The 12,821-nt window shown below is 74.2% G+C and carries 11 protein-coding genes; 6 read left to right on the top strand and 5 right to left on the bottom strand.

The window, feature by feature from the left end; all coding sequences use genetic code 11:
- Positions 1–44: 44 nt before the first annotated feature.
- On the bottom strand, positions 45–1,604 hold the full coding sequence (locus tag ACSNN9_RS25110) for an LPXTG cell wall anchor domain-containing protein (RefSeq protein WP_436675683.1): 1,560 nt from the start codon (positions 1,602–1,604) through the stop codon (positions 45–47).
- A 180-nt stretch (positions 1,605–1,784) separates the two neighbouring features.
- Here ACSNN9_RS25110 and ACSNN9_RS25105 point away from each other — a divergent pair, with 180 nt between their 5' ends.
- Together ACSNN9_RS25105 and ACSNN9_RS25100 are read left to right on the top strand one after the other, a co-directional pair.
- Positions 1,785–2,270 (top strand): SigE family RNA polymerase sigma factor, encoded by a 486-nt coding sequence (locus ACSNN9_RS25105; protein WP_436675682.1) that lies wholly within the window; start codon positions 1,785–1,787, stop codon positions 2,268–2,270.
- Positions 2,267–3,319, top strand: a complete 1,053-nt coding sequence (locus ACSNN9_RS25100; RefSeq protein WP_436675681.1) for an LCP family protein — start codon at positions 2,267–2,269, stop codon at positions 3,317–3,319. The genes ACSNN9_RS25105 and ACSNN9_RS25100 overlap by 4 nt, the downstream gene beginning before the upstream one ends.
- Before the next feature lie 47 nt (positions 3,320–3,366).
- Here ACSNN9_RS25100 and ACSNN9_RS25095 read toward each other — a convergent pair whose 3' ends face one another.
- Positions 3,367–3,579, bottom strand: coding sequence for a hypothetical protein (locus ACSNN9_RS25095; protein WP_357869898.1), 213 nt, complete (start codon positions 3,577–3,579; stop codon positions 3,367–3,369).
- Positions 3,580–3,707: 128 nt separating this feature from the next.
- On the opposite strand from ACSNN9_RS25095, the gene ACSNN9_RS25090 reads away from it, so the two are divergent.
- Both ACSNN9_RS25090 and fbaA read left to right on the top strand, forming a co-directional pair.
- Positions 3,708–4,091 carry a phage holin family protein gene (locus ACSNN9_RS25090; RefSeq protein WP_357869896.1) on the top strand — a complete coding sequence of 128 codons (384 nt, stop codon included), beginning with the start codon at positions 3,708–3,710 and terminating at the stop codon, positions 4,089–4,091.
- Positions 4,092–4,243: 152 nt separating this feature from the next.
- Positions 4,244–5,269 carry a class II fructose-bisphosphate aldolase gene (fbaA, locus tag ACSNN9_RS25085; RefSeq protein WP_357869893.1) on the top strand — a complete coding sequence of 342 codons (1,026 nt, stop codon included), beginning with the start codon at positions 4,244–4,246 and terminating at the stop codon, positions 5,267–5,269.
- A 68-nt stretch (positions 5,270–5,337) separates the two neighbouring features.
- On the opposite strand, the gene ACSNN9_RS25080 is transcribed toward fbaA, so the two are convergent.
- On the bottom strand, positions 5,338–6,603 hold the full coding sequence (locus ACSNN9_RS25080; protein WP_436675680.1) for an LOG family protein: 1,266 nt from the start codon (positions 6,601–6,603) through the stop codon (positions 5,338–5,340).
- Positions 6,604–6,928: 325 nt separating this feature from the next.
- On the opposite strand from ACSNN9_RS25080, the gene ACSNN9_RS25075 reads away from it, so the two are divergent.
- The gene (locus ACSNN9_RS25075; protein ID WP_436675679.1) at positions 6,929–7,357 is read left to right on the top strand and encodes a DUF3151 domain-containing protein; all 429 of its coding nucleotides are present in this window, start codon (positions 6,929–6,931) and stop codon (positions 7,355–7,357) included.
- A gap of 98 nt (positions 7,358–7,455) precedes the next feature.
- On the opposite strand, the gene ACSNN9_RS25070 is transcribed toward ACSNN9_RS25075, so the two are convergent.
- Positions 7,456–9,336, bottom strand: a complete 1,881-nt coding sequence (locus tag ACSNN9_RS25070) for a chromosome partitioning protein (RefSeq protein WP_436675678.1) — start codon at positions 9,334–9,336, stop codon at positions 7,456–7,458.
- A gap of 995 nt (positions 9,337–10,331) precedes the next feature.
- Positions 10,332–11,390: a hypothetical protein gene (locus ACSNN9_RS25065; protein ID WP_436675677.1), complete on the bottom strand. Its 1,059-nt coding sequence runs from the start codon at positions 11,388–11,390 to the stop codon at positions 10,332–10,334.
- Positions 11,391–11,512: 122 nt separating this feature from the next.
- Between ACSNN9_RS25065 and ACSNN9_RS25060 the strand changes: the two genes are divergently transcribed.
- A complete protein-coding gene (locus ACSNN9_RS25060; RefSeq protein WP_358082831.1) occupies positions 11,513–12,802 on the top strand; it encodes an adenylosuccinate synthase in 1,290 nt (429 codons plus the stop codon).
- The last annotated feature ends 19 nt before the right edge of the window (positions 12,803–12,821 follow it).

Raw genomic sequence — 12,821 nt, 5'->3', positions numbered from 1 at the left:
CCCGCCGACCGGGTGGTCGGCGGGGCACCGTTGGTGCGGGTGGATCAGGCGACGAAGCGGGTCTTGCGGCGCTTGGCCACCACGTAGCCGCCGACGCCGGCGACGAGCAGCAGAGCGCCGATGCCGGCGATCAGGCCGGTGGACTCACCGGTGATCGGCAGGGTGCCGCCGTCACCGTCACCGCCGCCCTGGCCGCCGGTCGCGTTGACCAGGATCTTGGCGGCGTCGTTGGCGGGCTTGAGGTCGTCGTAGAAGCCGCCCTCACACTCGCACGGGACGTTGACCTTGACCGCGCCGGTCGCGTTGTCGATCACCTTGTCGATGCGCAGGCGGAACTCCACGGTCAGCGCCTCCCCGGCAGGCGCGAACGGGCCCGGGTAGCAGCGGTACTCGCGGGCGCCCGGCGTGCCGGCCTCGGAGTAGTCCGTCCTGTCACCCACGCGGGGCGCACAGTCGCCGGGCACCTCGACGGCGGTGGTGCCCTCCGGCACAGTGACGTTCACGTAGGTGACGTCCGAGTCCGTGCGGAAGTTCTCCAGCGTCGCCGGACCGTTGTTCCGGAAACCGACGGTGGCCGTCACCACCTTGCCGGCCGCGCCGTTCAGCTTGTCGCCGATCGCCTCCAGGTCAGCGCCGTTCTTCCCGGTGATCTCGATCAGCATCGGGGAGAAGTCGTTGTGGGGATCGGTGTCCGTCTGGACGGCCCGGGCGGCCTTGGCGGAGGCCTTGGCCAGGGTCAGCTTCGCGCCGGTGCCACGTCGGGTGGCCTTCGCCCCGGAGGCCTCGCGGACCGTGAAGAGTTCCTCGAAGTCACTGGGGGTCATGAACCGGGTGTTGCCGTACGCGTTCGACGGCGCGTAGGCGTCCTCGGCGATCCGGTAGTTCAGCGTGGTGGTGCGTCCCTCACCGGCCGGGATCTCCTCATCGAACTGGCAGGCGATGACGAAGTCCTCGGCGTAGAGGCAGTTGCTGAACTTGTCCTTGGCGCGGATCGGGTAGTCGTTGTCGAACAGCGCGACCACGCCGTTGGCGGTCGTCTGGCCGATGTTGGCGACGGTCAGGTCCGCCTCGAACGAGCCGCCGACCGCAGCCTTGAACTGCTGCTCGGGGCCGCCTGCCAGATCGACGCCCTCGCCGACGCGGATCTTCGCCGTGTAGGTCGCCCGCTCCTTGCCGCCGACCTGGAAGCTGATCTTCAGGTTGCCGGCGTCGTCGAGCTTCGCCTTGTCGGTGGCGACGATGTCCAGGTCGTTCAGCCAGGCGCCGTAGTACTCGTCCACCTGGACCGGAAGGTGCTCGCGGCAGACGAGCACGCCGGCCTCGGGGGTCTCGCAGTCGTTCCCGTCGAACACCGGGTCCACCGTGACCTTGCCGGCAAGTGACCGGTAGTCGTACCGGACGCTGACGTCGTGGAGCATGGTCGGCACTTCGGTGTAGAGCTGAAGCGCCCGGACCTTCCCCGGCGTGCCGAGCGCGACGGTGGTGTCCGGGAAGTAGAGCTTGATGTCGTCCGGCGCGGCGGCGGCGGGGCTGGCGGAGGCGGCGACGAGCGCGCCTGCGACGCCCAGCCCGGCCAGCCAGCGCCGGGTGGAGTGCTTGAGCATGTGGGGGGGGTCCTCCCGTGGGAATGCCAGGAGTGGCCTGCGGATCTTAAGGACTCCTAAAGGCACGCCGCTGCCCGCTCCGCCCTTGGCGACCGAACATCGACCGAACGGCTGACCAGGATCGCCGCAACGTTCCGGGCGCCCGCATCCGTCATCAGGAGCAGGAGCCCGGGAGGTGCAGTGACGTACGAGGAGTTCGCCGACTCACGGCTGGCCGCGCTGCTGCGGTACGCGGTCATGCTGACCGGCGACCCGCACCAGGCGCAGGACCTGGTGCAGGACACCATGGTCCGGGTCCAGCTCAACTGGCGTCGGGTGGCCCGTGCCGACTCGCCCGAACGATACGTCCGGCGGATGCTGACCAACCAGTACGTCGACTGGCGGCGGGGCTCCTGGATGCGCCGGGTGCTGCTGCGCGCCGAGCCCGACGACGCGGTGCCGGCGCCGGCCGACCACGCCCAGCACGCCGTGGAGCGGGACCAGGTCTGGTCCTGGCTGTCCCGGCTGCCGCGCCGGCAGCGGGCCACGCTGGTGCTGCGCTACTACGAGGACCTGCCCGACGCGGAGATCGCCGACATCCTCGGCTGCGCCGTCGGGACGGTCCGCTCGTCCATCTCCCGCGCCCTGGCCACGCTGCGCGCCGAATACGTGGAGGTCCGATCGTGATCGAGGACGACCTGCGTGCCGCCTTCGCCCGGCACGAGACCCTGACTCCGCCCGCCGGCCCGCTGCGGTCCGCCATCGACCGGCTCGCGGCCGCCCGTCGCCGTCGCCGGCTGCGGCTGCGGGCCGGGGGTGCCGCGCTGGCCCTGCTCGGCGTGCTGGGGATCGGGGTACCGCAGCTCACGCCCGACCGGGTCGCCGAGGACGCCACGCTGCTCGCCGAGCCCGCCTCGCCGGCGCCGGCGGGCGCGCTGAACATCCTGCTGCTCGGCGCGGACGGCTCGGCGGAGCGTCCCTTCCGGCTGGCGGACTCCGTCCTGCTGGTGCACATCCCGGCGGACCGCAGCCGGCCGTATCTCGTCTCGCTGCCCCGCGACCTGGCGGTGTCGATTCCCGGGCACGGGACCGACAAGCTCAACGCCGCCTTCCTGCACGGCGCCGGCGAGCCCCGGCCCGACCTGGAACGCGGCTACGAGCTGACCCGCCGGGTGGTCGCCGACCTGACCGGCGTACGCGTGGACGCCGGCGCGGTGCTCACCTACCCGGTGCTGCGCCGGCTCACCGACGAGGTCCGCGGTGTGGAGGTCTGCCTGCCACGCGAGGTGCGCTCCGCCCACACGGAGCGGGTCTTCCCGAGCGGCTGCCAGCGACTCGACGGCGCCGCCTCGGTCGACCTGTTGCGGCAGCGGCGGGGACTGCCCGAGGGCGGGCTCGACCGGGACCGGCACGCGCAGCTCTTCGCCGCCGGGTTGATCCGCCGGGCCGGCGAACAGGGGGTGCTGACCAACCCGGTCAGGCTCCTCGCCCTGGTCGACACCGTCGGCGCGGGGCTGGTGGCGGGCCTGCCTGTCGTGGACCTGCTGAAGGTGCTCGCGGATCTGAGGTCCGTAGACCCGGTCGGGCTCAGCCTCCCGGTCGGGCCGCCGCAAGGCCCCGGCTGGCGGCTGCCACCGGATCCGAAGGAGGCCCCGGCGTTCCTCGCGGCGTTGCGGGAGGACCGGTTGGCGCAGTGGGCGGCGCAGCATCCGGACCGGGTCAACCGCACCCGCTGACGCGCGGGCCGGACGCCACCGAGGGGCGCGCCCGGCCCGCGCCCGGCTCAGCGGTAGTCGTCCTCGTCGGCGGCGACCACCCGGGCCTGCTCCATCGCGTCCCAGTCGCCGACCTCCAGGCCGCGCTGCGGCTCGGCGTCGGCTTCGCCGGGGCCCACCACGGTGGCCTGCTCGACCGCGTCGGCCGGCTCCGCCTCCATGTCGCGCTCCTCGGGGCTGAGGTGGTCGCTGGGGGCGAAGTCCTCTTCGGGCTGACCCATATCAGTCCCTCCCGGGATCTCGGCGGACAGTTCCCCACACACCGTACGGGTTGCGCCCGCCTGCCGCCCGGAAGCCGAGTCGACCGAATCGGCCTACCGGCCGTCGCCCCCGGTGCCAGGATGAAGCCGTGGGCTTCCTGATCCGGTTGGCGATCACCGCCGTCGCGCTGTGGATCACCACGCTGATCGTGCCCGGGGTGGAGGTGAGCGGCCGGTCCGGCACCACCACCGCCCTCACGCTCGTCGTCGTGGCCCTGATCTTCGGCGTGGTGAACGCGGTGCTCAAGCCCCTGATCAGGGTGTTCGGCTGCGTCTTCTACCTGCTCACCCTCGGCCTGTTCGCGCTGGTGGTCAACGCCCTGCTGTTCCTGCTGACCGACCGGATCGCCCGGGCGCTGGACCTGCCGTTCCAGGTGGACGGTTTCTGGGCCGCGTTCTGGGGCGCCATCGTGATGGCCGTGGCGACCTGGCTGATCAGCGTCGTCGTGCCCGACAGGTGGGAAGGGCGGTGAGGCGGTGGCCAGGGACCGGGCGCGTACCCGGGTCGGTTGTGCCGGCCCCGGTCTTCTACGGGATACTGCCGACGGTGGACAGCGCGGTCCGGCGCACCCAGGGACAACAGCGGCCGGTGACGGCCGAGAGCGGTAAGTAAGGAGCGTTCGACATGCCCATCGCTTCCCCCGAGACCTACGCGGAGATGCTGGACCGCGCCAAGGCCGGCCGGTACGCGTACCCCGCGATCAACGTGACGTCCTCGCAGACCCTGAACGCGGCGCTCAAGGGCTTCGCCGACGCGGAGAGCGACGGCATCATCCAGGTCTCGACCGGTGGTGCGGAATACCTCTCCGGCTCCTCCGTGAAGGACATGGTCACCGGCGCGGTGGCGTTCGCCGCGTACGCGCACGAGGTCGCCAAGAAGTACCCGGTCAACATCGCCCTGCACACCGACCACTGCCCGCAGGAGAAGCTGGACAAGTTCGTCCGGCCGCTCATGCGGATCTCCAAGGAGCGGGTGGCCGCCGGCCAGGAGCCGCTGTTCCAGTCGCACATGTGGGACGGCTCGGCCGTGCCGGTGGCGGAGAACCTGGAGATCGCGGCCGAGCTGCTCGACCGGGCCGCCGAGGCCAAGATCGTCCTCGAGATCGAGGTCGGCGTGGTCGGCGGCGAGGAGGACGGCGTCGAGAACGCCATCAACGACAAGCTCTACACCACCGTCGAGGACGGCCTGGCCATGGTCGAGGCGCTCGGCCTGGGCGAGAAGGGCCGCTACATGGCGGCGCTGACCTTCGGCAACGTGCACGGCGTCTACAAGCCGGGCAACGTCAAGCTCCGCCCGGAGATCCTCAACCAGATCCAGGAGGCGGTCGGCGCCAAGTACGGCAAGGAGAAGCCGCTCAGCCTGGTCTTCCACGGCGGTTCCGGCTCGCTGCTGTCGGAGATCCGCGAGGCGCTGGACTACGGCGTGGTGAAGATGAACATCGACACCGACACCCAGTACACCTTCACCCGGCCGGTCGCGGACCACATGTTCCGCAACTACGACGGCGTGCTCAAGGTGGACGGCGAGGTCGGCAGCAAGAAGCTCTACGACCCGCGGGTCTGGGGCAAGGCCGCCGAGGCCGGCATGGCCGCCCGCGTCGCGGAGGCCTGCGAGCACCTGCGCTCGACCGGCACCACGCTGGCCAAGTGACGCGCTGACGCGTACCGCCGACGGCCGGCTCCCCGCCCGGGGGCCGGCCGTCGGCGTGTCCGGAGCCGTCAGGGCGTCGCGGTGAGCACCCGGACGGCCTCGTGGACGTCGTCGGTGAGGTGCACGGTGGCCGACAGGTCGCCGAACGGCGAGGCGCCCAGCAGCGGCCGCAGCAGCGACTCCACCGGAAGCTCGTCGGTCCAGTACGCGCGGTCCAGGAAGACGTACGCGCCGCTGGCCCCGTCGGTGCCGTAGTAGGTCTTGGTGGCGGCCTGGAACACCTCCTGCACCGTGCCCGCCCGCCCGGGGGCGAAGACGATCCCGCCGCGGGCCAGCCGCAGGATGGTGTCCTCCCGGATGGCGTTGGAGAAGTACTTGGCGATCCGGCCGGCGAAGAGGTTCGCCGGCTCGTGCCCGTACAGCCAGGTCGGGATGGCCAGCCCGCCGGCGCGGGCCCAGCCCACGTCGCCGCCGGCCAGCGCGGCCGAGTCGGCGCGGGACACGCTGCCGGGATCGGCGGCCCGGGGCCGGGGCGGCGCCACCGGCTGGCCGTAGAGCTCCCGGACCCGCAGCGCCGCCGCCGTGTAGCGGTCGTGGTCGGTGAAGTCCGGCGCCCCGGCGAGCAGCCCGATCGCGGCGTCCAGATCCTCGACCGGCCGCAGTGCGAGGTAGGCGCCGAGGTTGGCGGCCTCCATCACCCCGGGGCCGCCGCCGGTCACCACCAGCCGGTCGGCCCGGGCCAGCTCCCAGCCCAGCACCGCCGCCATCCGGTACGGCGCGCTGCCGCGCGGCACCGCGTGCCCGCCCATGATGCCGACCACCGACTGCGGCCCGTGGGTGGACAGCCAGGCGCGGGTGGCGTCGGCCAGCGCGTTGTCCACGCCGTGGTCGTGCAGCCGCTGACCGAGCGCCTCCCGGACGTCCGGCAGCGCCCCACCGTGCGCCCGGAAGTGCTCGTAGACCCGGGTGTCGTACATCCCGGCGAACCCGCCCTCGGCGAAGCCGGCGGCCAGCTCCTCCGGGGTGTAGAGGTGTGACGGCTGGGTCGGGTAGGGCAGCCCGGAGAACGGCGGCACCACGTTCGCGCCGCGCCGGACCAGGTCGGCGCCGACCTCGCGGGAGGCGAAGCGGCACCCCACGAAGAGGGTGCCGGTCACCTCGACGGCGGTGAGGTCGGGGACGGGGTCGAGGTCGAGCCGCAACCCCTGCACGGTCAGCCCGACCAGGCTGCCGGTGGTCAGCCGCCGGTCGAACTCGGCGCGGGTCTCGATCTCGTCGGTGCTGATGTGCGGCTCGATGACGTCCGCGGGAGGTGGGGTCGGCACCCTGGCCATCCTGCCCCGCGGGGTCAACCGGCCAAACCTGCGCAGCCCTTCCGCGCCCTGCCGACCCTGCCGCCGCCGGGTTAGAGTCGCCCGACCGACGCCGACGCCGATCCGCGCGTCGCCCCCGGCCTGCGCGGGAACGACGGAAGCCCGGCGGCCGTGACCACCGGGCTTCCGCGGTACCGGGTCCTGGGGAGGCTCCCGATCAATAGTTGTAGTCGAAAGTATCGGCCGGGGGCATGGGCCGCAGGCGTGACCAACTCCTCAGCCGTTCAGCCAGTCGGCTCGCCCAACCCCCTCGCGCGCCCCGGTGCGAAGCGGGTTGAATGGGGCGATGCAGAACCTGTTGCCGGAACCACCGGCCACTCTCCTCCCCGCGCACGACGAGGCCGACGCCGCCCTGGCCGCCGCCGAGCAGGCCGGCAGCGACGAGGCGTTCGCCGAGGTGGCGGCGCGCTTCCCGACCTACAGCGCCGGCTGGGGTGCGCTGGCCGCGCGGGCTCTCGCCGCCGGCCAGGTCATTCCGGCGTACGCCTACGCGCGCACCGGCTACCACCGGGGCCTGGACCAGCTGCGCCGCAGCGGCTGGAAGGGATTCGGTCCGGTGCCGTGGTCGCACGAGCCGAACCAGGGCTTCCTGCGCTGCCTCTACGTGCTGTCCCGGGCCGCCGACGAGATCGGCGAGGCGGACGAGGCGGCCCGCTGCGCCCAGTTCCTCCGCGACTGCGACCCGGCCGCCGCGGACGCGCTGGCCAGCAACTGACGTCCGAGCCGACGGTCGGCCGGGCACCCGTCCGGTCCGGCCGTCGGCTCGTCTCAGCCCCTGCGGTCCGGCCCGCCGGGCGGCGTACCCGCGGCGCCCTACAACCCCTCCGCGACGGAGGCGGCGATCTTCAGCCACGCGTCCCGGGTGGCTGCGGAGAGCCCTCCGTACCGGATCGGCTCACCCGTGTCGATGAGGCGTTCGTACGGCGCGAGCAGCACCGCCCGGGTGCGGGCCGCGAAGTGTTCCTGGATCGCCGGCAGGTCGATCTCCTTGCGTGACGGCGGCATGGAGACCACGGTGACCGCCTGCCGGACCAGCCGCTGCCGGCCGCTCTGCTCCAGGTGGTCCAGCATCCGGGCGGCCGTCTCCGCCGAGTCGTTCCGCGCCGACATGGTGACCACCAGCTGATCGGTGGCGTCCATCGCGGCCTGCCAGTTCTGGGCCCGGACGTTGTTGCCCGTGTCCACGAAGATCAGCTTGTAGAACCGGCTGACCACCTCGCGGATCTCGGCGAAGGCGGCGGCGGTGAGCATCTCGCCCCCGGTGGCCGACTCGTCCGAGGCGAGGACGTCGAACATCCCCTCGCCCTGCGAGCGGACGTACTGCGACAGGTCGCCCACCCGCCCGTGCGCGCCCTGGAACTGGCCCAGGTCGCGCAGCATGTCCCGCACCGTACGGGAGTGGAAGTCCTGCTGGGCGCGCATGCCGAGGGTGCCCTGGGTCTCGTTGTTGTCCCAGGCCAGCACGTAGCCGCCGCGCTTCTGGCCGAACGTCATCGCCAGCAGCAGGATGGCCACCGTCTTGCCGGCGCCACCCTTCGGGTTCACCACGGTCACCTGGCGCAGCCCGCCGAAGTTGCGGCGCACCGTCTCGATGTCCCGCCGCAGTTCCTGCTCGTGCCGCCCCGGCGGCAGCCGCAGCCCCATCCGGTTGGCCACCGCCCGTACGCCCATCGTGGCCACCGGGTCGGCGGGCCGGACCTGCCGGCGGCGGGCGAAGTCCTCGGCCGTCGGCGGGTCGGTGATCGCCGGGTGCCAGTTCGGGTCGGGCTGCGCCGGCGGCACCGCGGTGACCCCCTCCGCCGGTTGGTACGCCTGCTGCGGGACGGCGGCCCCCGGCGCGGCCTGCTGCCAGGGCGGCGGATACCAGCCGGGCGGGTACGGGCCGGGCGGACCGCCCTGCTGCGGCGGGTACGGGCCGGCCTGCTGGGGCGGATAGGGGCCGGGCGGCGCACCCTGCTGCGGGCCGGCCTGCTGCGGCGGGTAGGGCCCGGGCGGTGCGGACTGCTGCGACGCCGCCGGGTCGCCCCCGAAGTCCTGCTGGGCCGCCCCCGGACCGGCCCCGAGGCCCTGCCGCGACGCCGCCGGGTCGGCCGAGAAGCCCTGCTGGGACGCCGGATCGGCCGCGAAGCCCTGCTGGGGCGCCGCCGGGTCGGGCCCGAGACCGGGCGCGGGCCCGACGGGCGCGCCCTGCCCAGCCTGGTCCTGCGGGATCGGGCCCTGGGGCGCACCCGCCCGGGCCGGTGCCTGCGGGGTCGGGCTCTGGGCGGCCGGGCCCTGCGGGGTCGGGCCGTGGTCCGCCGGGACCCGCAGGGGCGGTTGCTGATGGTGGAGGGCCTGTCGGGGGACGGCGCCCTGGTGAGTGGGCGCCGGGTCGGACGCGCCCGGTCCCGGCTCGACGGCCGCCGTGGCGGGTCGCTGCGGCGGCTGCGCCCACGGCGACTCCGCCGGCACCCGCGCCCCGCCGCCGTGAGCCGGACCGCCGCTCGTCACCGCGCCGCCGGCACTGCCGTGTGCGGTACCGCCGTCCGCCGAGCCGCCGTCCGCCGAGCCGCCGTCCGCCGAGCCGCCGTCCGCCGAGCCGCCGTCCGCCGAGCCGCCGTCCGTCGAGCCGCCGTTCGCCGGGCCTCCGGCCTCGTGCCCGCCGTTCGTCGGGCCCCCGTTCGCTGGGCCGTCGGTCTCGTGCCTGCCCGTCACCGGCCGGTCGGCCGTCGAGGTGTCGCCGGTCGGGGCAGGGCCGCCGGCCCCGACCGGTCCGCCCGGGCCGGGCGCCGGGTCGTGGGGCGAGGGCCGGCCACCGGGAGAGGCGCCGGCCACGGCGGTACCCGAGGCATCCTCCCGCCGCCCGGAGAATCCCTCAGCGGGCTCGCCCGGAGCTGCGGCGCGCCGGGCGGTGGCCACGGAGTGCGCGGACGCGACCGGGACGGGTGCTGCCGGCTGGTCGAGGCTGAAGGGCATGTCGAGGTCGACCCGGGCGGGGCCGCTCTGCGGAGGTCGGGGAGCGGGTACGCCGCCCCCGGCGGCTGACGGCAGGCCTCCGCCCAGCCCGACCGCCGTGCGGTCGCCGGCAGGGCCGGGGGCAGGCGGACCGGCCACGCCCAGGTCGGGGCCCGGCGGGACGGTTGGGTTCGTGGGGGCGTTCGGGGTGGCCGGTGGGGCCTGCGCGGCGGGTGCCGGCGGCGCCCAGGCCGAGGCGTCCGGCTCCCAGCCGGAGGTCGCGGCCGGTGCGGCCCCCGCGGTGGCGGCAGGTGACGGCCCGGAGGCCGTGGCCGGTGGGGCTGCCGGGACCACACCCGGTGGGGGGCCCGAGGCCGTGGCCGGCGGGGGCGACCAGCCGGTGTCCGCGCCCTGCGGCGCGGTCGTTCCCGCGCCGGGGAGCGGCACCCCGCCGGTCAGGGACGGGTAGTCGGCCGGCGAGGGCGGGTGCCCCGGCCGGCCCTGGGGCGGGACGAAGGACGAGGGCGAGGCGGTCGACGCCCAGGGCGGTGTGTCGGCGCCACCGATCTGGTCCGGCGGCCAGAGTGGTTCGATGTCCCGCTCCGGCGTGGGCTGCTGGCCGGGCGCGTGGACCCGGTCGACGTTCTCGTCCACCACGGTTCCTCCCCATTCCTCCTGCCGAGGATAGGCCCAGTGGCCGCGCCTGGCCGGCCGTCGCGGGCCGGCCGCGTCGGTCGCGCCGGGGACGGGCGAGGTCAGCTCGCCCAGACCGCCCAGGCGCCCGGTTCGGTCCACCAGGACCGCTTCCGGCTCAGCTCGCCCTCGGCCCCGTCGTCGAGGAACGGGACCTTCCCCTCGCGCGGCAGCACGGCCACGGCCCGTCCTCGGGCGCGTCGTACCTCCAGCCGCACCCGCTTCCTGCCCAACGCCGAGCGGGTCACCACGGGAACGGCCACCGCCACCTCGACCAGCCCGTCCGTCGGGTCGGGGTTGCCGAGCAGGGCCACGTCGTCGAGCCGGGCGTAGCCGCCCGCGTTGCCGATCGCACAGGCCAGCAGCGGGTCGTCGCCGTTCGAGAGCACGGCGTCGTCCACCTCCACCCGGCCGCGCCAGTGCAGCGGCCGCCCGTTGTCGTCGGCCGCGCCGACGAGCGCGCCGTCCAGGGTCACCGAGCCACCGTCGTTGCGCAGCAGGTCGAGCCGGCGGGGCGTGCCGTCCAGCACCGCGGCGGCCACCGCAGCCGGGTCGCGGGGCAGCCCGAGCTGCGCCGCCAGGTCACGGTGCGTCGTGCTCCGCGCCGGATCGAGCGGGAGTACGCCGATCGGCGGCAGGTCCGGCACCGTCCGGTTGCCGGGCAGGTCGTCGGGGCGGCGGCTGGGCGGTGGGGCGTACCGCCGGACGAGCCGGCGCACGACGGCGCGCAGCTGTGCGTCGCTGGCCGAGGCGACCACGAGCCGGGCCTTGGAGTCCGGGTCGGGCCAGGTGAGGCCGTCCGGGCGGGGCGGGCCGTCGAACCGGGCCAGCACCTCGTCGATCTCGGCGTCCGAGCGGGCGGTGACCGTCTCGACCCGGGCGCCCCGGGCGGTGAGCGCGTCCGCGCAGGCCAGCACCGGCACCCGGGGGGTGTCGCAGCGCCCGTCGGCCGTCGCGCCGTCGGCGGGGGCGCAGGCGTCGGCCGTCGCGCCGTCGGTCGCGCAGGCGTCGGCCGGGCCGGCCCCCTCCTGAGGCGCCGCGCCGCAGCAGCCGCCGCTGCCGCAGGCCCCGCCGGGCGCGTCGCGCTCCGAGCCGAGGGTGAGCAGCACCACGTCGTACACGGAAAGGCCTCCTGCCTCCCGACGCGACCCCTGCCGGCCGCGCCGCCACTACTTGTTAGCCTGACACCCCGGGCTCGCTGACCGGTCGCCACCTGGCACCCGAGCCTTCTGGAGGCGAGAAGATGCCAGCGATCGTGCTCCTCGGTGCCCAGTGGGGCGACGAGGGCAAGGGCAAGGTTACCGACCTGCTGGGTGAGCGGGTCGACTACGTCGTGCGCTACTCCGGCGGCAACAACGCCGGCCACACGGTGATCACCCCGGACGGCCAGAAGTACGCGCTGCACCTGATGCCGTCGGGTGCGCTCTCACCGAGCGCGATGATCGTCATCGGCAACGGCGTGGTGGTGGACCCGAAGGTGCTGCTGGCCGAGATCGACGGGCTCGCCGAGCGCGGGGTCGACGTCAGCCGGCTGCGGATCTCCGGCGACGCGCACCTGATCATGCCGCACCACCGGGCCCTCGACCGGGTCGTCGAGCGCTACCTCGGCAGCTCCCGGATCGGCACCACCGGCCGGGGCATCGGCCCGGCGTACGGGGACAAGGTCGCCCGGATGGGCATCCGACTGCAGGACCTGCTCGACCCGGGCATCCTGCGCAAGAAGCTGGAACTGGCGCTGCGCGAGAAGAACCAGCTCCTGTTCAAGATCTACAACCGCAAGGCGATCGACGTCGAAGAGACCGTCGAGGAATACCTGCGGTACGCGGAGCGGCTCAAGCCGTACATCGCCGAGACCCGGGTCATGCTCTGGGACGCGCTGGACCGCGGCGAGACGGTCCTGCTGGAGGGCGCCCAGGCCACCATGCTCGACATGGACCACGGCACGTACCCCTTCGTGACCTCGTCGAACCCGACGGCCGGCGGGGCCTGCGTCGGTGCCGGCATCCCGCCGACGGCGATCAGCAAGGTGATCGCGGTCAGCAAGGCGTACACGACGCGGGTCGGCAGCGGGCCGTTCCCGACCGAGCTCTTCGACGACAACGGCCAGCACCTGCGCAAGATCGGCCACGAGTACGGCACCACCACCGGCCGGGAGCGCCGCTGCGGCTGGTTCGACGCCGTCGTCGCCCGGTACGCCTGCCGCCTCAACGGCGTCACCGACCTGGTGGTCACCAAGCTGGACGTGCTCACCGGCCTGCCGAAGGTGCCGATCTGCGTCGGGTACGAGATCAACGGCGAGCGCTTCGACGACATGCCGATGACCCAGACCGACTTCCACCACGCGACTCCGATCTACGAGGAGCTCGACGGCTGGTGGGAGGACATCACCAAGGCGCGGACCGAGGACGAGCTCCCGGAGAACGCGCGCCGCTACATCGCCCGCATCGAGGAACTCTGCGGCACCCGGGTCAGCGTCGTCGGCGTGGGCCCGGGCCGCGAGGAAAACGTCCTCCGCCACCCCCTCCTCCCCTAACCCCCCGGGAACCTCCCGC

Source organism: Micromonospora sp. URMC 107, from assembly GCF_051386315.1.
Taxonomy (GTDB): Bacteria; Actinomycetota; Actinomycetes; order Mycobacteriales; family Micromonosporaceae; genus Micromonospora.
Note: the sequence above shows the minus strand (reverse complement) of the source record. Positions and strands in the feature narration are given on the sequence as shown.